Source organism: Alkalibacillus silvisoli (assembly GCF_039521975.1).
Lineage (GTDB): Bacteria > Bacillota > Bacilli > Bacillales > Alkalibacillaceae > Alkalibacillus > Alkalibacillus silvisoli.
Genome location: NZ_BAAACZ010000015.1, coordinates 41824 through 61605, shown reverse-complemented (window position 1 = coordinate 61605; position 19782 = coordinate 41824). Strand labels below are relative to the sequence as shown.

The 19782-nt window shown below is 43.0% G+C and carries 21 protein-coding genes and 1 pseudogene; 18 read left to right on the top strand and 4 right to left on the bottom strand.

Annotated elements, in window-relative coordinates; genetic code table 11:
* Nucleotides 1-119: 119 nt before the first annotated feature.
* Nucleotides 120-236: pseudogene (locus ABDZ63_RS09585) on the top strand (cadmium resistance transporter); the annotation flags it as partial.
* A gap of 158 nt (nt 237-394) precedes the next feature.
* Here ABDZ63_RS09585 and ABDZ63_RS09580 read toward each other — a convergent pair.
* Complete coding sequence (locus ABDZ63_RS09580; RefSeq protein ID WP_343783312.1) at nt 395-1039, bottom strand: recombinase family protein; 645 nt, start codon at nt 1037-1039, stop codon at nt 395-397.
* A 272-nt stretch (nt 1040-1311) separates the two neighbouring features.
* Between ABDZ63_RS09580 and ABDZ63_RS09575 the strand changes: the two genes are divergently transcribed.
* The 3 genes from ABDZ63_RS09575 to spoIIP all read left to right on the top strand — a co-directional run bounded on the left by ABDZ63_RS09575 (nt 1312) and on the right by spoIIP (nt 3974).
* The gene (locus ABDZ63_RS09575) at nt 1312-1551 is read left to right on the top strand and encodes a hypothetical protein (RefSeq protein ID WP_114374049.1); all 240 of its coding nucleotides are present in this window, start codon (nt 1312-1314) and stop codon (nt 1549-1551) included.
* 425 nt (nt 1552-1976) lie between these two features.
* Entirely contained in the window at nt 1977-2498 is a 522-nt protein-coding gene (locus ABDZ63_RS09570) for a spore coat protein (protein ID WP_114374053.1), read from the top strand.
* Between the two features lie 336 nt (nt 2499-2834).
* Nucleotides 2835-3974 (top strand): stage II sporulation protein P, encoded by a 1140-nt coding sequence (spoIIP, locus tag ABDZ63_RS09565; protein WP_343783311.1) that lies wholly within the window; start codon nt 2835-2837, stop codon nt 3972-3974.
* Nucleotides 3975-4290: 316 nt separating this feature from the next.
* On the opposite strand, the gene ABDZ63_RS09560 is transcribed toward spoIIP, so the two are convergent.
* Nucleotides 4291-5412, bottom strand: coding sequence for a DUF418 domain-containing protein (locus ABDZ63_RS09560; RefSeq protein ID WP_343783310.1), 1122 nt, complete (start codon nt 5410-5412; stop codon nt 4291-4293).
* 188 nt (nt 5413-5600) lie between these two features.
* Complete coding sequence (locus ABDZ63_RS09555; RefSeq protein ID WP_343783309.1) at nt 5601-6926, bottom strand: multicopper oxidase family protein; 1326 nt, start codon at nt 6924-6926, stop codon at nt 5601-5603.
* A 132-nt stretch (nt 6927-7058) separates the two neighbouring features.
* Here ABDZ63_RS09555 and ABDZ63_RS09550 point away from each other — a divergent pair, with 132 nt between their 5' ends.
* From ABDZ63_RS09550 to ABDZ63_RS09535, 4 genes are all read left to right on the top strand, one after another.
* On the top strand, nt 7059-7586 hold the full coding sequence (locus ABDZ63_RS09550) for a DUF6431 domain-containing protein (RefSeq protein ID WP_343783308.1): 528 nt from the start codon (nt 7059-7061) through the stop codon (nt 7584-7586).
* 153 nt (nt 7587-7739) lie between these two features.
* Nucleotides 7740-8978 carry a DDE-type integrase/transposase/recombinase gene (locus ABDZ63_RS09545; RefSeq protein WP_343783307.1) on the top strand — a complete coding sequence of 413 codons (1239 nt, stop codon included), beginning with the start codon at nt 7740-7742 and terminating at the stop codon, nt 8976-8978.
* 1 nt (nt 8979) lies between these two features.
* Entirely contained in the window at nt 8980-9777 is a 798-nt protein-coding gene (locus tag ABDZ63_RS09540; RefSeq protein ID WP_343783306.1) for an ExeA family protein, read from the top strand.
* On the top strand, nt 9777-10046 hold the full coding sequence (locus ABDZ63_RS09535) for a hypothetical protein (RefSeq protein WP_343783305.1): 270 nt from the start codon (nt 9777-9779) through the stop codon (nt 10044-10046). Before ABDZ63_RS09540 ends, ABDZ63_RS09535 begins: the two co-directional genes overlap by 1 nt.
* A 179-nt stretch (nt 10047-10225) precedes the next feature.
* On the opposite strand, the gene ABDZ63_RS09530 is transcribed toward ABDZ63_RS09535, so the two are convergent.
* Nucleotides 10226-10447, bottom strand: a complete 222-nt coding sequence (locus ABDZ63_RS09530) for a hypothetical protein (RefSeq protein WP_343783304.1) — start codon at nt 10445-10447, stop codon at nt 10226-10228.
* A gap of 183 nt (nt 10448-10630) precedes the next feature.
* On the opposite strand from ABDZ63_RS09530, the gene ABDZ63_RS09525 reads away from it, so the two are divergent.
* The 10 genes from ABDZ63_RS09525 (at nt 10631) to resA (ending at nt 19635) form a co-directional block, all read left to right on the top strand.
* On the top strand, nt 10631-11272 hold the full coding sequence (locus tag ABDZ63_RS09525) for a YdhK family protein (RefSeq protein ID WP_114374061.1): 642 nt from the start codon (nt 10631-10633) through the stop codon (nt 11270-11272).
* 248 nt (nt 11273-11520) lie between these two features.
* A complete protein-coding gene (locus ABDZ63_RS09520) occupies nt 11521-11847 on the top strand; it encodes a four-helix bundle copper-binding protein (RefSeq protein ID WP_114374063.1) in 327 nt (108 codons plus the stop codon).
* Nucleotides 11848-12027: 180 nt separating this feature from the next.
* The gene (locus tag ABDZ63_RS09515; RefSeq protein WP_227002595.1) at nt 12028-12729 is read left to right on the top strand and encodes a response regulator transcription factor; all 702 of its coding nucleotides are present in this window, start codon (nt 12028-12030) and stop codon (nt 12727-12729) included.
* A gap of 3 nt (nt 12730-12732) precedes the next feature.
* The gene (locus ABDZ63_RS09510) at nt 12733-14100 is read left to right on the top strand and encodes a sensor histidine kinase (protein ID WP_343783303.1); all 1368 of its coding nucleotides are present in this window, start codon (nt 12733-12735) and stop codon (nt 14098-14100) included.
* Entirely contained in the window at nt 14097-14312 is a 216-nt protein-coding gene (locus ABDZ63_RS09505; protein WP_114374069.1) for a hypothetical protein, read from the top strand. Before ABDZ63_RS09510 ends, ABDZ63_RS09505 begins: the two co-directional genes overlap by 4 nt.
* Nucleotides 14309-15226 carry a F510_1955 family glycosylhydrolase gene (locus ABDZ63_RS09500; protein ID WP_114374071.1) on the top strand — a complete coding sequence of 306 codons (918 nt, stop codon included), beginning with the start codon at nt 14309-14311 and terminating at the stop codon, nt 15224-15226. The genes ABDZ63_RS09505 and ABDZ63_RS09500 overlap by 4 nt, the downstream gene beginning before the upstream one ends.
* Nucleotides 15227-15282: 56 nt before the next feature.
* Complete coding sequence (locus ABDZ63_RS09495) at nt 15283-16002, top strand: cytochrome c biogenesis CcdA family protein (protein WP_114374072.1); 720 nt, start codon at nt 15283-15285, stop codon at nt 16000-16002.
* A 104-nt stretch (nt 16003-16106) separates the two neighbouring features.
* Nucleotides 16107-17750: a cytochrome c biogenesis protein ResB gene (gene resB / locus ABDZ63_RS09490; protein ID WP_343783302.1), complete on the top strand. Its 1644-nt coding sequence runs from the start codon at nt 16107-16109 to the stop codon at nt 17748-17750.
* Nucleotides 17751-17788: 38 nt separating this feature from the next.
* Nucleotides 17789-18979 carry a c-type cytochrome biogenesis protein CcsB gene (gene ccsB, locus ABDZ63_RS09485; RefSeq protein WP_343783301.1) on the top strand — a complete coding sequence of 397 codons (1191 nt, stop codon included), beginning with the start codon at nt 17789-17791 and terminating at the stop codon, nt 18977-18979.
* A 101-nt stretch (nt 18980-19080) separates the two neighbouring features.
* Entirely contained in the window at nt 19081-19635 is a 555-nt protein-coding gene (gene resA / locus ABDZ63_RS09480) for a thiol-disulfide oxidoreductase ResA (RefSeq protein ID WP_114374077.1), read from the top strand.
* The last annotated feature ends 147 nt before the right edge of the window (nt 19636-19782 follow it).

Below are 19782 nucleotides of genomic sequence, written 5' to 3'. Positions count from 1 at the left end.
GAGTACTGGAATGTCTCACCATCATGCAACAGGTCAGGCAAACAAGAAGAATTTAATGTTTGCGATGATCATCATAGGAAGTTGGATGTTTGTTCAATTGATTGGTGTAAAATCATGACATTTCGGAGAAAATTGAGAAGTATGAACGTTGGATTGTTCCGATCGTGTTCATAGGGTTAGGTTTATATATTATGTATGCGAATGGCACATTCAACACTTTAATTTCCCTTTTATAAAGTGCTATTAGCGAAGATGAAAGAAGCTCATTTGAAAAGTCCTCACTGTGCAACAATACGATCGGTCGCGATTGTTGTATATCACAAGCAGAAAATGATCAAACTTTTTTACAAAGCTACTTCGGAGTAATTCTTGAGAGCTTGTTTTGATCAATTTTTTATCCAAAACAGGTGTTTGCTTCTTTATATTCCTTCATGATTTTATAAAATGTGTTTTTCTTTAGTTCTAATACCTCCATAAACCAAGCACCGGTTATTTCTCCGTTTTTCCATTTTGGATAATTATCTTCTATAACATGTAGCTGTCTCTTGCTTATATTAGAAAGATTGATTGAAGGACGCCCTAAATGTTTCCCTTGAGATTTAGCTACTTCGATCCCTTCAGCTTGTCTTTGACGGATTTTCTTCCGTTCTTGGTCTGCAACATATGAAAGCAAAGATAAAAATTGATCTTCCATTAATTGTCCCATATCACCCATTTCTCGGAACTTACGGCTGTCAAATAAAGATTCATTTTCTAATACGACTATATCTGCTTTCAATTCTCTGGTTATATATTTCCATTCCGTAATGACCTCATCATAGTTACGTCCCAAACGATCAAGCGCATCCATATAGATGATATCTTCTTCATTAAGAACCTTGCGCAGTAATTGGTATTGGGGGCGTTCGAAATTTTTCCCACTCGCTCGGTCAACAAAAATGCGTCGTGCCTCAACGTCCCTTTCCAACATTTTGTTTAACTGGCGCTGTTCATTCTGATCTTTAGAACTCACTCGTATGTACCCATATGTAACTACCATATTCGCTACCCCCATTGGCATTGTTATATCATTTATTATAAGATTTTTGTTTATAAAGGTAAATGATAATTATAAACGTTTATAAAAATTTTGGATAACATTTATAAACTTGATGTGATGCAATTTTATCGATGTGTACTTCCTATCCTTAAAGGATGATAGCCATATATTTTCTGAACATACGTTTTGCTTTCACATTGGCGTCTTCAAAGATTCTACATATTTTTTGGTATTTTTTATGTTGAGGTCGATGATTAAAGGAGGGAGTCTGCATGAAAAACAAAAAGTTCTTACTCATTCCATCACTTGCTATTACTGCTTTATTGGTGGCAAGTCCGATCGGTATTACATGGGCAGCTGGAGATCAAAGTGAAGGCGGTATGATGGATAGAATGATGATGGAAAATGGCATGAATGAGATGATGGATGCTATGAATTCCCCAGAGGGTGAAAAGATGATGAATGCTTGTCAGGAATTCATGTCCTCCAATAACACAGAAGGATCAGATTAACTGGGATTGAAGACATAGTGGGCGCTCTCAAGTTCTTCATCAATGATTATCACTTTATCGAAAAATGCTTGAAATATCTTGTTCTTGAGAAGAATGTCATACGGTATTTCTGCAAGAACCAGGCGTCCATGACAACACCCCTACCGTTCGATTGTAACCTTTTTAAATCTGATACCGAAAGGGCTGTCCCAATGGTGAATGACCTTATGAGGCAGCCCTTTCATGTTTGAAACACGATATGGCGACCCGAGTGATAGGTAACTAAATGTTTGAACCCCACCCTAATCTGATCCATGCCCTATTATTTTTACTTCTTGACGGAATATAGTAATTGATGTCTATTTTTCTGAAATGGTCACTTTCCCTAATTAACAAGCATAAATAAATGACATAGTGTCATCACTTATTGATAGGAGGGCCAAGTAATGATTTTAACATCGATTGATTTAGGTTTAATATCTGAACATTTGAATATACACCAGGATGTTATTAGAAAATTAAAGTCCTATTATTGCCTAGCGAAAAATCCACAATTACAGCAAATTATTTATGAGCAGGTTTTAATTATGCGTAACCACGCAGATGTGATGCTAATGTTGATGGATCCTGAACGAAATGAGGAAGTCGATGTATCAGCGTTACATCAACTGCAACCTATCGACATTCCATGTAAACAAAGCTTTTCTTATATGAATGAACAAAATATTGCCTTTGAGGCACGTAATACAGCAATGACAATGGCTCAAGATAATTTTAACTCTTCCTTAAGTATGAACGCACAGAATGTAAGGAATATTCATTTACAAATGGCTCTACAACAATTTGGGTTACAAAGCAGATATAGTGATTTTATTGAATCAAAAGGGTGGGATTATGCTCCAAATGCCTCGATTCAAGAGCAGATACATGCGCTAAAATCATTTCAACAAATGTATTATAATCTATGAATATAGCCATTCCTGTGCCGATCATAATGATCGGCACAGGAATGGCTTAATACCTCTATCATTTTGCGCGGGGGATACGCTGGCTATTCCCCTGGACCCCTTGGAGAAACGAAGCTAAAGGTATGGGGAATACTTGAAATGTACTCGTTCTTGAGAAATCCTCAAGGTTTATTCACCCATATCTTTCCCAAACAATTGCAGGCATATTGTCAACGAATGATTAAATATCTGAAAACTTCTATAATTTCGGCGATGTCCGCCCCAAAATGGACCATTAGACACGTTCTAGTAAAAGCATATTCTCAATAGAATGGTAGCGTAAGGAGGGACAGGCCCTTGCGCAGACCAAATCACTATTCACATGCCTTCACAGTATCGAAATCGAATGTTCAGTCAATCTTTATGGTAGCCGTCGCTTTGATCGTTGGGACCTTTCTTATTATTGCTATGCTAACGACTGCGGATAATACTCATCGCTTTTCTTCATCAGTCCTTCACGATTGGACGAAAGAGGCACAAAGTGATTGGTTTATTCATTTATTAGGGGTTGAAAACCGGTATTATCTAGATGCAATGCAAGATACTTCTACCCCCAGTTTGACCACAACAGTTATAGAGCTTGCCACGAATATGAACTTGAATGATCCACGCACATTTTTGGGAAGAGAGATTCCCGGTTTCTCAGGTTTTGACAATACGCTTGTAATTGCTGGGCAAGGAACTGACTTTACAAATATGGCTATGGAATCTCCCCCTCCTTCCGAGGAACATCAATATGAACAACCCGAAACTGATGGAGGTGAAAGGGAGGGGACAGTAGACGATGATCCCCCTGAGATTGCTGATGAGGAACCGATCATTCATCTCTTACATTCACATAGCCGTGAATCTTTTTTGCCCGAAATCGAGGGAGACGATCCAAACAACCAAGAAATTAATATTGTTCAGGTTGGCAACTATCTAGCCGATCAATTTCGCGAATACGGACTTCCTGTAGAAGTCTCTGATCATGACATTCAACAGAAATTAAATGAGCGAGGATGGGATTACAGCCAATCATATGAGATGTCTCGCGAGATTCTTGAGGAAGACATAGAAAAACATGATGAACTTGAATTTTTCTTTGATCTTCACCGGGACTCTGTAGAACGAGAACATTCTACAGCGACAATCAATGAGGAAGTTTATGCTCGAACATTTTTTGTTATCGGGGAAGACCATCCGGATTATGAACAAAACTTGGAAATGGCGACAGAAATCCATCACCGCCTGGAGGAAAGGTGGCCGGGATTAAGCAGAGGAGTCATGACCTCCGGAGGTGCTGGCGTGGATGGAGTTTATAATCAGGATTTATCACCGAATTCGATGACCATCGAATTTGGAGGGGTGGACAACACGTTTGAAGAAGTCTATCGCAGTGCCGACGCAGTTGCTGAAGTTATACAAGAATATATCTACGAGGAACTTGAACGTTAGACTTGGGGCTGTTCCTCTCCTCCTCTTCATTAGCCCCAGCCTACAATTCCCGCGTTTTGCTGCTACTTCCACAGTTAGAAGCCCTCTCGCTGTTATAGCAAGAGGCTTTCTAAATGCTTGGGGCTATATCATACTAGGTAAAGCAGATGCCGAAGAGTATTACTTCATTTTGATCGTCTGGCCACACCAGTAGATGAAAGAATTGTTGAAGAACCATGCTTCCATGTGAAAGCAGAAATTATTAACTTGAAATGAACGTAATCCATTTTGGTTGATTTCCTCATGTTAGACAGGAGGCCATGTTTTGAATATAAATTTATGTTTTCCTCCTTAAGGGAACCTTCTTTCCATATGTCCCCATTCTCCAAAACCATTCAAAAGGGCCATAGTAAAACGTTTTTAGCCAAAGGTGGCTGAAAATCATTTGTACGACAAATAAAATGATACCTATAAAAAGGGCGAATATATAGCTTGGTTCCATCCAAATTCCGACCCTTTCAAAAATTGTTCTCCCGCTGTGCATAAAAAGACTTACGAATACCAGCGACTGCAAAAGGTAATTGGTGAAAGCCATTTTTCCAACAGTAGAAAATGGCAACAAGGCATTTGATAGGGTCGTCGTTCTGCTCGTTCCTAAAAGAATAATGCCCATTAAGATTCCAACGGTTACGACAAACGGATAAAAACTTTCCAGAGGCGTGATGACAAGGGCATCAACCTCATAATAAAGGGCCGTTTTGCCGGAAACACCAACAGTAAGGAAAACCAAAGATAGGAGCCACATTCGCTTTCTCCGTGCTACTGCTTGTGAAAGTAAATCCTTACGATAAGTGTACATCCCAAATAAGAAAAAGCTCAAATGCTCTACCATAGAAGAAAATTCATTAATGAGATATTCGGACCCCGTGGGAGATTCTCCCGGTCCAAGCAGCAAGTCCTTGAGCCACTCGTCTAGAGAAAACGAATGGGGGAAATAATAATTTAGCAAATCCATTCCAATCGTATATCCCACCCAAGAAAACAAAGCCATTGTAAGCAACCACTTCGCTGGAAACTTAATAAAAAAAAGAAGTACATAACCAGCCATGGCATACATAAGCAAGATGTCGCCCGCCCAAATGTAATACCCATGGAGAGCCCCGATTATAAATAGTAGTAGCAATCTGCGGAATAACGTTGGGAATGGATTCAAATTTTTTTTGCTTAGTCTTTCATAAATAAGAATAAGACTGATTCCGAACATAAATGCAAATAATGGCCTGGCGCTATCTTCCAGTAAAATTGACATCAAAGCATCGAGTGATTCATTGATAGAAGATTGGTTTTCCGTCTCTATGGAAGCCAATCCAGAAATATTCACTAAAAAAATAGCTAATAAAGCTAATCCACGCAGTTGATCTAAAATCTCAATTCTATTACCCTGATCTTCATTCTTCACCGATCCCAAATGAGAACCTTCTTTCCAAGTATCTACGTTTTCGAAAGATCTAGTTGGATTTTAAGAAAAAAATATGGAGAAAGAGTGAAGTAGATAAACTTCAAAAACGGGGCATCTTTGTACATCCATATTCCTTTAGTCAAATGACAAAAGAAAAGAGACTTCTCGAAGAAGCCCCTATTTTAATATTATTCAGGTTGATTCGGAACATTTGGATCAGGCGTAAAGGCTGGCTCAAATCCTTCATACTGCACTTCAGCGACCATTCCGTCACTTGCATGGTGAAACTCGTGGCAATGGAACATCCAATTTCCAGGGTTTTGAGCTTCAAATACAATTTCATAAGTCTCACCTGGGCGTACGTTTAACGTATCTTTGGTGACCGAAGATCCTTGAAGTGGTTCTCCATCCTTCGAAATAACGTCAAAGAACTCCCCATGTAAGTGCATTGGATGGTCGTCCTCCGTATCATTTTCAATGGTTACCTTTACGACATCTCCTTCTTCTACCTCGTAGATCTCATGATCAGGGAATTGTTTTCCATTAATTGTGAACGTATCCCCCCCATCATCGGTTCCAAGGTTCATGTCGTATTCCTTATTAATATCATATTCATTCATGTTCTGCGCCTCTCCGTAGGTGGTTAAATCCAAGGAAGAGGAAGGAGTATCACCTGTTTGTAGGTCCTCATCTTCATAACCGTCATATATAAGAGGAAGGGACGCATTTAATCTTTCCTGATTCTCTTCCGCAAAAACTTGTATACCCCACGCCCCTGGATTGTCCATTTCAATTTCAACATCATATCGTTCAGCCGGGGCGATTTGGAAGGACGTATCACTTATCATTTCAGGTTCATTGACAGGCTGGCCATCATAATGGGTCACTTTAAATGCGTGTTCGGGAATTGAGACAATTTGTGTAAACAATCCTGCATTCACAAATCGTAGCTTTACTTTATCCCCCTCTTCAACATCAACGGATTCAATTTGCGAAGATGATTGACCGTTAATAACCATTGTATCATACATCTCATTCATCATATCCGCATGATCCATCTCCTCCATATCTCCGTTTTCCATGTCACTATGATCCATGTCTTCGTGCATGTCGTCTTCCATATCCATGTCCATTGGAGCAAATTCATCAATCGCTATGACTTCATCTACATCATAAGACTCCTGGTCCTCAGGTTCAACAATGAAAACCCCATAGAGACCTTGATCGACTTGGGTTGACCCGTCTTGATGGGAGTGATACCAGTACGTTCCAGGGACATCTGCTTGGTACTCGTACGTAAACTCTTCCCCAGGCATGATCGCATTTTGAGTAACGCCAGGGACGCCATCCATCGCGTTAGGGACGGGGAAGCCATGTAGATGAAGGGCAGTGGGTTCTTCCAAATTGTTTTGGACATTTAATATAACCTCATCCCCTTCTTGGACACGAATCTTCTCGCCAGGTACGGATCCATTATAAGTCCAGGCATCTGTCATGGTTTCGTCATCAAACATCCAATGCTGTAACGGATCACATTATTTCGGCACAAAACCCCACTATATTTTCAAATTATTTCAGATCAGGAAGTGAATTCTTCTGGAATAATGTGCTAAAGTTTAAGCAGATTATTTCGGAAGGATTTTTTTATGATTTTGGTTCATGATTTTGGGATTAATTTGAACATGTATGCTTATAAAGGCATGGAGAATGATTTTCCGTCTTTGAATGTCTGCCCCTCCTGCCATTCCATGAACGATCTTCATAGACACGGGTTCTATTGGCGTTACGGGATCACCGAGGAAATCACTGAGAAGATTCCGATTTGTCGGCTACAATGTCCGGCTTGCAAGATGACCTTCTCCATTTTGCCGGATTTCCTCATCCCCTATTACCAGCACACATTACATACCGTTCTCGACCAAACAGAAACAGCTATAACAAGGGAAAAAGGGCCAGGTCTTCGCCAGCTAGTGGCCTTTTATAAGCGACGGTTCCTTAAACATCTCCAGTGGTTGCACAGCTTCTTTATAGATCAGGGAATGCCCGTGACCTTTCAGTGCGAAAATAAAAATGCCACAAAATACCTGACAATGATCCGAGATTTTGGGGAATCTACCTTCTTTCGAAGGTCAAAGGGTCATTTATCAAGCTATTTTATGGCATCGCCAGTATAACATAATCACAATCTTTCGGCAGGAAAATCTAGCCGAATGTTATTTTTGGCCATCCCACATAACGTTTGCGTATACGTCCGGGGGAGCGATCGGTAGAATGATAGATACGGATGGTCGGCCATCCTTCGATCAATGAAGGAGGCATCCGAATCCATGGACGAACAAACAAAAGAAAGTATTGCCCTATTTCGCTACGGGATGATCACGCCGTTACTTAATGACTTGGTGGAGCGCAAAGCCTACCTGGAGCAGCAGGCGCAGAAGACGCACGACATCCCATATTACGGCGAAAAGAAAATTGCCGGAAAGACGATCTTGGAATGGTTGTCCACGTATCGGCGAGAGGGATTTGATGGGTTAAAACCAAGACATCGCGGGGACAAAGGGAATGCAAGGCGGCTATCGCCCGATCAACAAGATCATATTCTGGCTTCTCGCGAACAGACGCCAGACATGCCGGTGACCGTGTTTTACGAACAGTTGATTAAAAACGGGGAGATCAACGCCGGAGAAGTGTCCTATGCGACGATGAACCGGTTATTGAAGAACCAAGGGCTTACAGAGAAGGAGACAAAGGGTGCTCGCCGAAAACGCTTCGCCCACGGTCGGGTGAATGTTCTTTGGCAAGGCGATGTTTCACATGGCCCATTTATCGGGAGAAGGCAAACGTATCTCTATGCTTACATCGATGATTGTTCGCGTCTCGTGCCGTACGCGCAATTTTTCGATAACGAGAAATTTGATGGCCTGCGCGAAATTACCAAAGAAGCGTTGCTTCGTCGCGGGGTTCCGAAAGTGATCTACGCCGATAATGGTAAAATCTATCGATCGGAAACATTGCAATTCGCTTGTGCTCAATTGGGCATTACCTTAACGCATACGCAACCCTATGACGCTCAGGCTAAAGGTAAAATAGAACGCTTCTTCCGTACCGTGCGCACGCGTTTTTACCCGTTACTTCAGGCGAATCCAGTTACGTCGCTCGAAGAACTCAATGAACGCTTTTGGCATTGGCTGGAGAATGACTATCACCGCAGTATCCATGCGTCCCTGGATGGGCAGACGCCTCATGAACGTTTTCATGCCGGAATTGAAGACGTGCGCTTTCTCGATGATCCATCGGTGCTGGATTCGGTTTTCTTAAAGCGTGAGCAGCGAAAAGTGAGAGCCGACGGGACGATCACGCTTCATAAAACGCTTTACGAAGTCCCGCCGCACCTGATTGGGCAATCCATTGATGTGCGTATGGACGAAAACCATGTGTATGTCTATGAAGACGGACAAGCAACGTCGGAGATTGTACCAGTGACTTTTGAGGATAACGCCCATGTGAAGCGAGATCGTTCGCCTTTCTCTTTTTCACAAATGAGCGACACGAAGGAGGACGACTGAGATGTATCAATCCTTTTATTCGCTGGCGCACACGCCGTTCACGAAAGACGTGGAGACATCGAAGGCTTTTGAATCAGATGCCTACAAGGAAGCGATCGCGCGCTTGGAGTACTTGAAAAAAACCGGTGGCATGGGGCTCTTGACCGGAGAACCGGGCACAGGCAAGACCTTTACTTTGCGGTCCTTTCAGTCTGCCTTGAATCCGGCCTTGTACCACGTCGTCTATTTTCCACTGTCCACAGGCAGTGTCATGGATTTTTATCGTGGCTTGGTTTATGGGCTCGGGGACGAGCCAAAATTTCGAAAGGTGGATTTGTTTCGGCAGATTCAATCCGCCGTGGAACGTTTGAAAGAAGAGCGAAACGTCACACCCGTGTTTCTCTTGGACGAGATGCACATGGCCAAAGATGCGTTTTTGAATGACCTCTCGATCTTATTCAATTTCAGTATGGATTCCAAGAATCCTTTTCTCTTAATCTTGGCCGGGCAGCCCCATTTACGGGCGAAGCTCCGCCTAAATCAAAACCGAGCGTTGGCGCAGCGATTGGTCATGCGCTATCAAATGGCCCCCCTAACAAAAGAAGAGGTGATCCAATACGTGGATCACCATTTGACAAACGCCGGGGCCAAAGTACCGATCTTCAATGAAGCTGCCCTCGAAGCCCTGGGCTCCTCCTCACAAGGATGGCCAAGAATCATCAACACGATGGCAACCAACTGCCTCCTGTTAGGCTATCAGATGAAACGCGACATCATCGATGAGGAAGTGGTTCGGTTGGTCGATGAGGAGGGCGCTTGATGGAATACGGATACATGATTTGGTATCCCTTCGAAAACCAATGGCTCATTCGGGCCGGCCAAGACACACACGTGATGCAATTCAGCATGCCGTTTGACCTCCGGATTCATGACCATTTTTATGAAGTTAACCTTTGGAAAGACTCGGAATGGTTTGTCTTCCTCGGAGGCGTTCGGTTTAACCTTAGTTGCTCGGAAGTCTATCGCATTCGTTTTGACGAAAGTACCCTGTTTTTCCCGGAAATTCCGGATGAAGAGCTTCCCTTTTGAGCCCGGCGTCAGTGTCTCTTTAGGAAGCATCATACACGATCGAACACCCCTTGTGAAGCGAAGGGGTGTTCGTTTCTCTTTAATTTTGCTGGAATAATGTGAAAAGACAAACCGGAATAGTGTGCAAAACGGAAATAATGTGCAAATATGTAGGGTGAAATGCGAGATTTCATGCGGTTTTAATTTGCAAAAGTGGATCCGATATAATGTGGTAATTTACACCAATGCGTCTCGGTAACATCTAGATTAAACACTTCTTTACCATCTTCAGTCATCATTTCATTCCCTTTACCCTCTTGTTGACTCTCGGTAGATCCCGTAGATCCCTCATCTAACCCCTCACCCGAACAGCCAGCTAGCACAAAAAAAATGGTACTCATTCCTATATATACTTTTTTCAATCTTCTTCCCCCTTTTGATTGGTTATGTCACACTGTAAACGGAAAAAATGTAGAATCTATGAATAAATAATGATTTTTACTTAAATCTAATGAAAATCCGTGCTTTTTTTCTCTATGAACGATCGCTCCATATTTTCTACACATTTTTTTAGTACGTTATTCATGAAAAGGAGGAATTATAAAATGAAGAAGAAAATCATGATAGGATCCGTTTCGCTAGTAACAGCTTTTGCATTAGCTGCATGTGGCAATGGTGATGAGGAAATGCCAGATGAAGGGATGGATATGGATTCCGGTTCGGATAGTAATATGGAAGATATGGGTGATGAGATGCCCGATCATGACGATATGGATGGCATGGATATGGACGATGACATGCACGAAGATATGGATCATTCCAGTTCCGGTGAAGTTCCTGATGATTTAGGGGAAGAAGAGAATCCAACTTTTGAAGTGGGAAGCCAAGCAATGGTGGAAGGCGGCCATATGGAGGAAATGGAAGGTGCCAAAGCCACCATCGTAGGGGCTTATGATACGACTGCCTACATTGTTTCTTACGACCCAACCAATGGCGGGGAAAGAGTAGAAAATCATGAATGGGTGGTTCATGAAGAAATTGAAGAAGCCGGGGAAGAAACATTTGAACCGGGGACAGAAGTCACATTAGAAGCCGATCATATGGATGGCATGGAAGGAGCCACAGCTGCAATTGATGAGGCTGAAGAAACAACGGTTTATATGATTGATTACACACCTACAGATGGTGGTGAAGAAGTGGAAAATCATAAATGGGTTACAGAGGATGAGCTCTCAGAGGTTGAATAAAAAAGACGATAAGGCCCCTATGCTGGACGAAAAATAGAAAACAAAATTGATTAACCCTTATCCGATCATTTTATTAAGGTTGAATGATCCGATAAGGGCATTTTTGTAACTATCGTTTCAATGAGAGAGAACAAAAATGTATTCCCAACTTCATAAAAACTACATATTTAATGGATAAACCATTAAGGACACCGCACACTAGCTAGTGAATGCAAATTATGTGTCATAAGAAAGGGGTACCAAGATTAATGAATTATCAAGAGTGTATTCAAGCATGTTTAGAATGCATGGAACAGTGCAATCGGTGTTTTGATGAGTGTCTGAAGGAAGACAACGTACAAATGCTGGCTGAATGTATCAGACTGGATCGAGAATGTGCAGATATCTGTGCATTTGCGGTACAAGCTATGCAAACAAACAGCCGTTTTGCTAAGCAGATCTGTGAATTATGCGCGGACATCTGTCAGGCTTGTGGCGATGAGTGTGCAAAGCACGAACACCACCAGCATTGCCAAGATTGTGCGGAAGCTTGTCACCGGTGCGCAAAAGTATGCCGTGAGATGGCGGCTGCATAATTTCCTCGACCCTGAGACGGTTTCCTATCCGCCTTCAGGGTCTCTTTTTATAATGAGAGGTGATACTCTACATCAGTGTTTTCGTCAAAAAATGATCATATTTTACATACCTATTCTTCACATCAACTACATATTCACTAGATAAACTATAACATATAGCACTTTATGGGAGGAGCAAAAGTGGCCGAACGTATACTTATTGTGGATGACGAGCGAAAAATGCGACAGTTGATTGGTCTTTATTTGACAAATGCAGGCTATGAACTTGATGAAGCAAGTTCCGGAATAGAAGCGATACATAAGGCAACCGATCAATCTTACGATGCTATTATTTTAGATATTATGATGCCGCAGACAGACGGTTGGGATGTATGTGAACACCTGCGTATGGAAGGGTTCAATATAGGTATTTTGATGTTAACAGCGAGAACAGAAGTGGGAGATCGGGTTAAAGGGCTTGACCTAGGGGCGGATGATTATCTCGTAAAACCGTTCGCCCCAGAGGAACTCGTCGCACGTGTAAAAGCATTGCTCCGGCGTAAATCCAACCCCTTAAACGAGGATCCAGTAGAGATAACAGCTGGCCCATTATTTATTCAACCGGATCGACACGAGGTTAAGGTGGCGGGACAATCCGTCGATTTAACCGCAAAAGAATTTGCGATTTTGTATTTAATGGCCTCTCGTCCGGAACGCGTGTATACAAGGGAAAATGTCATCGAGAAGATTTGGTCATTGGATCGTGAATGGCACGATCCTCGAACGATTGACACCCATATCAAAAATATCCGAACCAAACTGAAAAAGGCTGGTCTGCCATTTAATCCAATGAAGACCGTGTGGGGAGTGGGATACAAATTTAATACAACGGAAGGAAATTAGCCGATGAACAGGATTTTTTATAAGCTCGGTGGATTGATTATGATTTTATTTCTCATCGTACTGCTTCCGTTAGGGTATGTCATGGTCCAAATTTTCACCAATTATAATGAAGTACATTTATATGAAGAAACGGATGAAATGGCTTCTCAATATGCAACCCTCCTTGCTGTAGTAGATGATCCTGACATCGAACTTCTTGTCCAATCGATGGATCGGGAGACAGCACGAAAGATGGTCATTATTGATCCAAATGGAGACGTTGTAGAAGATTCCGGGATCCGTGGGTTTCATCCCTCTGATTATTCCACATCGCAGGGAGAGGCAGGAAGATTTATCGACCCAAATGATCGTCAAGAATATATTTATGCTGGGGAACGAGTGCAGAATGACGATATTGGAGAAGTCTTTATTTTTTCACCTTCAGATCTCATGGATCAATCAGCCATTCAAGTACAGCAGGCGTTGTTTCTATCAGGGGTTGGTGCCCTTCTTCTTGCCTTTGGTTTTACGTTTATTGCTTCCAGAGAATTTTCAATGCCCCTGCAGGAGATGGAAAGAGCGGCAAACCAAATGGCGAGGGGGGATCTAGATGTGGAAGTGCCTGTGAAAACGAAAGATGAGTTGGGTTCGCTCTCCCATTCTATGAATGAGTTGGCGCGCGAACTAAAAAGATACCGGACGAACAGGCAAGCTTTTTTTTCGGACGTGTCCCATGAATTACGGACGCCACTGTCTTATGTCCAGGGGTATTGTGATGCACTAAAAAAGGGGCTTTATCAGGATGAGAGCGAAAGACAACAGTTTGTCGATATTATTCATGAAGAAGCCCACCGCATGAATCGACTCATCCATGATTTATTTGAATTATCCCGAATGGAAGAAGAGCGTTTTCCCTTGAACCTTGAGCTTGTTCATATCGGAGACGTTATCAAACGAGCAAAAGCAAAAATGGCCACCGATGCTAAGAAAAAGAAAAATACCATAAAGGTTGATATGGAAGCAAAACTTCCAACGATTGTAGCTGATAGCTTTCGTATAGAACAGATCTTCACAAATTTGCTTCAAAACGCGGTGAGTTATACGGAAAATGGGCATGTTTGGATCGAGGGATCCTTGAAAGACGGGAACATCGAAGTAAAAATTTCTGATACGGGAAGGGGTATCGCTACTGAAGATCTCCCCTACATTTTTGAGCGTTTCTATCGGGCTGAAAAGTCCAGATCACGTGATTTTGGGGGGACCGGTTTAGGGCTCGCCATCGTGAAACAATTGACGGAACTCCAATATGGAAGCATTCAAGTGGAAAGTGTTCCCGGAAAAGGGACGACATTTACGCTACGTTTTCCAGGAGCTAAGGAGGGCGATGAATGACTAGAAGGGATTGGTGGATTGCTTCGTTGTTAATCGCCATCGGCTTGCATTGTTTGGTTATGTCCGGCGTTATATCGGCTTCAGCGGATGTTCCTTCTTATCTCCAGCTCCTTTTCCAAATCTGTCTCTGGATGGGGATCCCTCTATTAGTAGGTGCGATGATCTACATCATCATTTCAATCATAAGCAAACGGAAAGGAAGAAAAACATGAGAACGTTAGTGTTGTATCTTGCAAGTTTATCAGCAGTCGGAGTACTCATGAGTGGGTGTCAAACCGAAGCTCAAGAGGAGGTTGAATTTACGCATATACATGGGCTTGGCTTCACAGAAGATGGGGAGCAGGCATATATTCCCGCACATGATGGGTTGCGTGTCTATGAGGATGGGATATGGAAGAATGTGGAGAGTGGCGAGGGGGAGCTTCATGACTTTATGGGCTTCACCATGACGTCCGAAGGATTTTATAGCAGTGGACATCCAAACATGCAGTCGGATTATGAAAATCCGTTTGGCCTTGTAAAAAGCACGGATGGGGGCGAAACGCTTGATTTGCTCGCGCTCGAAGGGGAGGTTGATTTTCATGTCATGTCGGCCAGTTACAACACAGACGCCATCTATGCTATGAATCCGGAGCCTAATTCAGAAATGGATGAGCTGGGCCTGCATCGAACCCTCGACGAGGGGCAGGAATGGGAACCACGTGATGTGGACGGGGTGAACGGAAGCGTGATTGCGATTGCAGCTCATCCTGATGAGGAAAATAGGGTGGCTCTTAGCACAGAGGAAGGGGTCTTTCAATCTGATGATGCCGGTGATTCCTTTGAGCAGGTACTAAGTGGTGTGCCAGCGCCAGCTCTAACCTATGCGCACACCGGCGAATTGCTTGTTGCTGAGGGTGTGGAAGAAGAAACAACCCTCAAAGCCATAGACGCCTCCGGCGAAGTAGTTAGAGAGATCCCTGCTCCATCGATCGAAGAAGACGCCATCAGTTATCTGGCCCAGAACCCACAAGCGGAGAACACCATTATGGTAACGACTTTCGAACGTGATATTTTTTATACTGAAGATGGTGGAGAGACATGGGAACAACAAGCTGAACAAGGCATGAGTTTACATGAATCTTAATCGTCGAAAGTATAAGTCGATCTTCATACATCAATGTTGGAGGAGGAACTCGTTATATGGATGATGTGTCGCTCGGCCTTGCTTTTGCGGCAGGCCTCATATCTTTCTTTTCCCCTTGCATTTTTCCATTGCTTCCGGCTTATTTGGCTCAACTGACCGGCACCGATGTCTCATCGGGAGCCATCAATGCGGATCGGCGGTTGATTTTCACCCGAAGCATCGGATTTATTCTTGGCTTTACGATTATTTTCTTGCTGTTGGGATTATCCTCAACCCTGCTTGGGTCATGGTTTAATCAGTACAGTAGTGTCGTTATGCAACTAGGCGGTGTCATCATTATTTTATTTGGGCTACAAATGAGTGGGCTTATTTCCATTCGTGCCTTACTAACAGAGAAAAAAGTAGCCAAAACGCCCAAAAAAGCCTCAAGCTTTTCCGGTTCGGTGCTGTTTGGATTGGTATTTGCAGCTGGATGGACGCCTTGTATTGGCATCACCCTCGGTTCCATCCTCACGCTTGCGGGAGCATCTGGAAGCATGCTTACAGGGTCGACCATGCTTTTTGTTTATTCCATGGGCCTGGGGGTACCATTCATAGGGGTTTCGCTCCTTTATGCGAAATCTTTCCAGAAGCTTAACTCCATCAATCGCTTTTTACCGGCCATTCAAAAAGGGAGTGGCGTCATTATGATTATCCTGGGCATTCTTCTTTTCACCGGTTATTTCGAGACGATCGCGATGTATTTAGGGCAGTATGTCCCGTCCTGGATGATTTAAATGATTGTGGTTATGAGAAATTCTTTCGAAAAGCGATTGGCGTCCAAGAAAGATTGTTCGGGAAAACTGATTATCTATGAAACTAGATTTATGGGGGGCTCATGATGAATCAAAAATGCGAGTGTGGACGAGTCAACCCTTACGGGACAGAAGTATGTGGATCATGTGGCAAACCACTGGCAGACCCTGATTCGAACCGATTGCTCAACATGCGTTACGAGGGTGCTGCGCGTCGTTCCCAAATATATAGCACATCTATTATCGATAAAATCTGGAATTTCTTTTCATCGGTTAAGGTCGGGGTAGGCATTATTATTGTGACGCTTATAGCTTCTTCTCTCGGAACCATTTTTCCGCAAGAGATGTTTATGCCGCCCGGCGAAACGCCGGAAGTGTATTATGCGGAGGAGTACGGAGCATTAGGCCAGGTTTATTATGCTTTTGGGCTGCACAATATGTATGGATCCTGGTGGTATATGTTGTTGATCGCTGCGCTGGGAGTATCAATCATCATTGCTAGTATCGATCGTTTTTTTCCGTTATATAAAGCTTTGAAATCGCAGCGTGTAACCAGACACAAAAGTTTTATGAAACGTCAGCGTATTTTTGGGACCAGCCGGGTGGAAGATGTCGACCACACGTTTCAAGCAGCTCAAGATATATTGAAAAAGAAGCGTTACAACATTCGGGAAGAAAACGGCCATATACTGGCGGAGAAAAACCGTTGGGCACGGTGGGGGCCTTATGTGAATCACATCGGGTTGATTATATTTTTAATCGGGGCATCGCTTCGGTTTTTCCCTGGCATGTATGTAGATGAAAATATGTGGGTTCGTGAAGGTGAGACCGAAGTGGTCCCTGGCACATCCGGTGATTATTACGTTGAGAATCAGGGATTCACATACGAAGAGTTCGATGAAGATGATGAAATTTTTGCGGATGGCATGGAAGCAAGTGCCGCCCTTCAGTTTGAAGAAACATTTCGAACAGACGCAGTATTATATAGACCAGAAGGCCCTCTGGGGGTCGATCAAGAGCTCGAAGAAGTCGATCGGCATCCGATCGAAGTCAACGATGCCTTCCACTTCGATGATTACACGCTTTATCAAGTGGACTATAAATTGGATGAGTTAAAAGAACTGAGTTTTGAAGTTGAGGATACAGAAACCGATGAGGTGGTGGGCTCCTTTACCGTAGATTTAAATGACCCGGATGATACGTATGCCCTTGATAATGGGGAGGATGTTCGCATTAATAGCTACTTCCCGAATTTCTATATGAATGATGAGAACATGCCAACAACGGAAAATGATGTCCCGGATAATCCGGCATTCATTTTTGAAATGGCGAACCCGGATACAGAAGCATTAGACCATACTTTTCTCGGTATTCAAGCGAATTACAATGTGAGCCCTGATCAAGAAGAGAATCGCTACGAGTTTTCGTTAGATGGTTTTGATACCAATGATTTAACAGGTCTTACCGTTCGAAAAGATAACACCATTCCCTATCTTAGTGTTGGAGGGGCCATTTTCCTTATCGGTCTTGTACAAGGATCTTATTGGCCGCATAGTCGCATTTGGTTGCAACGAAAAGACGGAGAGGTTTGGCTCGCTGCTCATACGAATAAACACTGGGCACCCCTGAAAAAAGACATCGATGCGATCACGAAAGAGACAGGTATTACGGCGCCTCGGGATCAAATCGATGATGAATATGAGAAGGGAGAGGACAAGGACAATAGCTAAGGTTCACTCTTTAATGAGAGGATAGGAGGTAAATCAAGATGAGTTTGAGCATGATCCTACTCACGATCGCATTCTTTTTCTATTTAGTTGCGACGGTTTTATACGCGGTGTCTGTGACAGGGCGAAAATGGAGGAATAAAGAAGGCCGGGTAACGGGAAATAACTGGGGTCTTTTCGGGTATATAACAGCCATTGGTGGCCTCGTTTTTGCCTTAGGGTATTTCGTGACCAGATGGATCACGGTCGGGTTTGCCCCGGTTAGTAATATGTTCGAGTATCTTACATTTTTTGGTATTACGTTAAGCCTCGCTTTTGTGATCATCTATGGCATATATAGAAGTAACGTCCTTGGTGTCATTACATTGCCTGTTGTGATGCTCATGATTGGGTATGCCACAGTATTTGTAACTGATTATCAACCACGACAACCGGCTTTACAAACCTATTGGCTTGAGATTCACGTGTTAACAACAGGGTTGGCTCAGGGAATTCTTGCCGTTAGTTTTGGGGCCGGGGTCATTTACCTTCTACGGACAATCGATTTAAAAGGAAAAAAAATGACCAAAAGGACGTTTGGCGTCGAGTTTATTATGTACACCTTTATGACTCTTTTCGCCTTCATCGTTTTGACCAACGCGTTTAACGCATTCGGTTATGAAGCTCAATTTGCTTATGTCAATGAATTTGAAGAACCAGCCGAAATCATTTATGATCTTCCCCCGATATTTGGCCCGAACGAGGGAGAGTTGCTCTCTTCAGATCGTATGGAGCCTTGGTTCGAAATGCCCGATTGGATTGATAGTGATTCCTTGAACACAACAGCATGGGCTTTTGGTTCTGGTCTCGTTTTATTTGGGGCGGTTCGTTTAATCACGAGGAGACGTATAGGGACTCTTTTACAACCATTCGTGAAAAGGGTCAATCCGGACTTGATGGATGAAATAAGCTATCGTGCCATAGCGATTGGGTTCCCACTTTTTGCCTTAGGAGGGCTTGTTTTTGCCATGATCTGGGCTCAAATTGCTTGGACAAGGTTTTGGGGGTGGGACCCGAAAGAAGTGTGGGCACTCATTACCTTTCTCTTCTATGCAGCTTACCTGCACTTACGGTTGAATCGCAGTTGGCAAGGGGAGCCTTCGGCTTGGTTGGCTGTGGTTGGTTTCGCGATTATCATGATTAATTTAATATTCGTCAACCTTGTGATTGCAGGTCTCCACTCTTATGCTTAGAATCAAAAGCATCTTTGACACAGGTATCCATGCAGAGAGAACACGTCTAGGAAACGCCTAAAAGCGCCATCAATGGCAATCTACCAATAGTGAGGTGGACTATGGATAAAGAGGAGAGAGCTAAACGTAAACGACGTCGCTTTTGGATGCGTACGGCTGTTTTAATGACGCTTGCTGTCGTTGTTTCTTATGTGTTTTATACCAATTTTATTCACACGGAGGAAGTGGTTTCGGAAGGAGATCAAGCCCCCAATTTCACTTTGATTAATATGGATGGTGAAAGGGTAGAGCTTGCGGATTATGAAGGACAAGGCGTATTTCTTAACTTCTGGGGAACCTATTGCCCACCATGTGAAGAAGAAATGCCTTATATGGAAGATCAACATCAGGCGTATTTGGATGACGATGTTGAAATTCTTGCCGTGAATGTGGGGGAATCCGAGTTGACCATTGATCGATTCGCTGAGCGTCTTCAATTAACCTTCCCCATCCTGATGGATGAAAATGGTGATGTGATGGATCATTATGGCGTCGGGCAACTCCCGGCAACCTATATGATTGATGAAAACGGAGAGGTTGTCCACATTCGAGTCGGAGGCATGAGCGAAGAACACGTCCAAGATTTTATGCAAATGGTCGACCCTGCAGCTTCTTAACACGGTCGTAGTCGATTAAAAATTTAATCGTGACAGCGTAGGCAAATAACAAACAAAATAAAAGCCGAAGATCTTTTTTGTTATTTCAATGGGCATTGACGATACAGATTGCACACTACGATTAAGTCAAATGATTTAGATGAACAA

Coding starts and splice junctions, on each gene's coding strand:
- ABDZ63_RS09580 (WP_343783312.1), bottom strand. CDS start 1,039: ATGGTAGTTACATATGGGTACATACGAGTGAGTTCTAAAGATCAGAAT.
- ABDZ63_RS09575 (WP_114374049.1), top strand. CDS start 1,312: ATGAAAAACAAAAAGTTCTTACTCATTCCATCACTTGCTATTACTGCT.
- ABDZ63_RS09570 (WP_114374053.1), top strand. CDS start 1,977: ATGATTTTAACATCGATTGATTTAGGTTTAATATCTGAACATTTGAAT.
- ABDZ63_RS09555 (WP_343783309.1), bottom strand. CDS start 6,926: ATGTTTGATGACGAAACCATGACAGATGCCTGGACTTATAATGGATCC.
- ABDZ63_RS09550 (WP_343783308.1), top strand. CDS start 7,059: ATGATTTTGGTTCATGATTTTGGGATTAATTTGAACATGTATGCTTAT.
- ABDZ63_RS09545 (WP_343783307.1), top strand. CDS start 7,740: ATGGACGAACAAACAAAAGAAAGTATTGCCCTATTTCGCTACGGGATG.
- ABDZ63_RS09540 (WP_343783306.1), top strand. CDS start 8,980: ATGTATCAATCCTTTTATTCGCTGGCGCACACGCCGTTCACGAAAGAC.
- ABDZ63_RS09535 (WP_343783305.1), top strand. CDS start 9,777: ATGGAATACGGATACATGATTTGGTATCCCTTCGAAAACCAATGGCTC.
- ABDZ63_RS09525 (WP_114374061.1), top strand. CDS start 10,631: ATGAAGAAGAAAATCATGATAGGATCCGTTTCGCTAGTAACAGCTTTT.
- ABDZ63_RS09520 (WP_114374063.1), top strand. CDS start 11,521: ATGAATTATCAAGAGTGTATTCAAGCATGTTTAGAATGCATGGAACAG.
- ABDZ63_RS09510 (WP_343783303.1), top strand. CDS start 12,733: ATGAACAGGATTTTTTATAAGCTCGGTGGATTGATTATGATTTTATTT.
- ABDZ63_RS09505 (WP_114374069.1), top strand. CDS start 14,097: ATGACTAGAAGGGATTGGTGGATTGCTTCGTTGTTAATCGCCATCGGC.
- ABDZ63_RS09500 (WP_114374071.1), top strand. CDS start 14,309: ATGAGAACGTTAGTGTTGTATCTTGCAAGTTTATCAGCAGTCGGAGTA.
- ABDZ63_RS09495 (WP_114374072.1), top strand. CDS start 15,283: ATGGATGATGTGTCGCTCGGCCTTGCTTTTGCGGCAGGCCTCATATCT.
- resB (WP_343783302.1), top strand. CDS start 16,107: ATGAATCAAAAATGCGAGTGTGGACGAGTCAACCCTTACGGGACAGAA.
- ccsB (WP_343783301.1), top strand. CDS start 17,789: ATGAGTTTGAGCATGATCCTACTCACGATCGCATTCTTTTTCTATTTA.
- resA (WP_114374077.1), top strand. CDS start 19,081: ATGGATAAAGAGGAGAGAGCTAAACGTAAACGACGTCGCTTTTGGATG.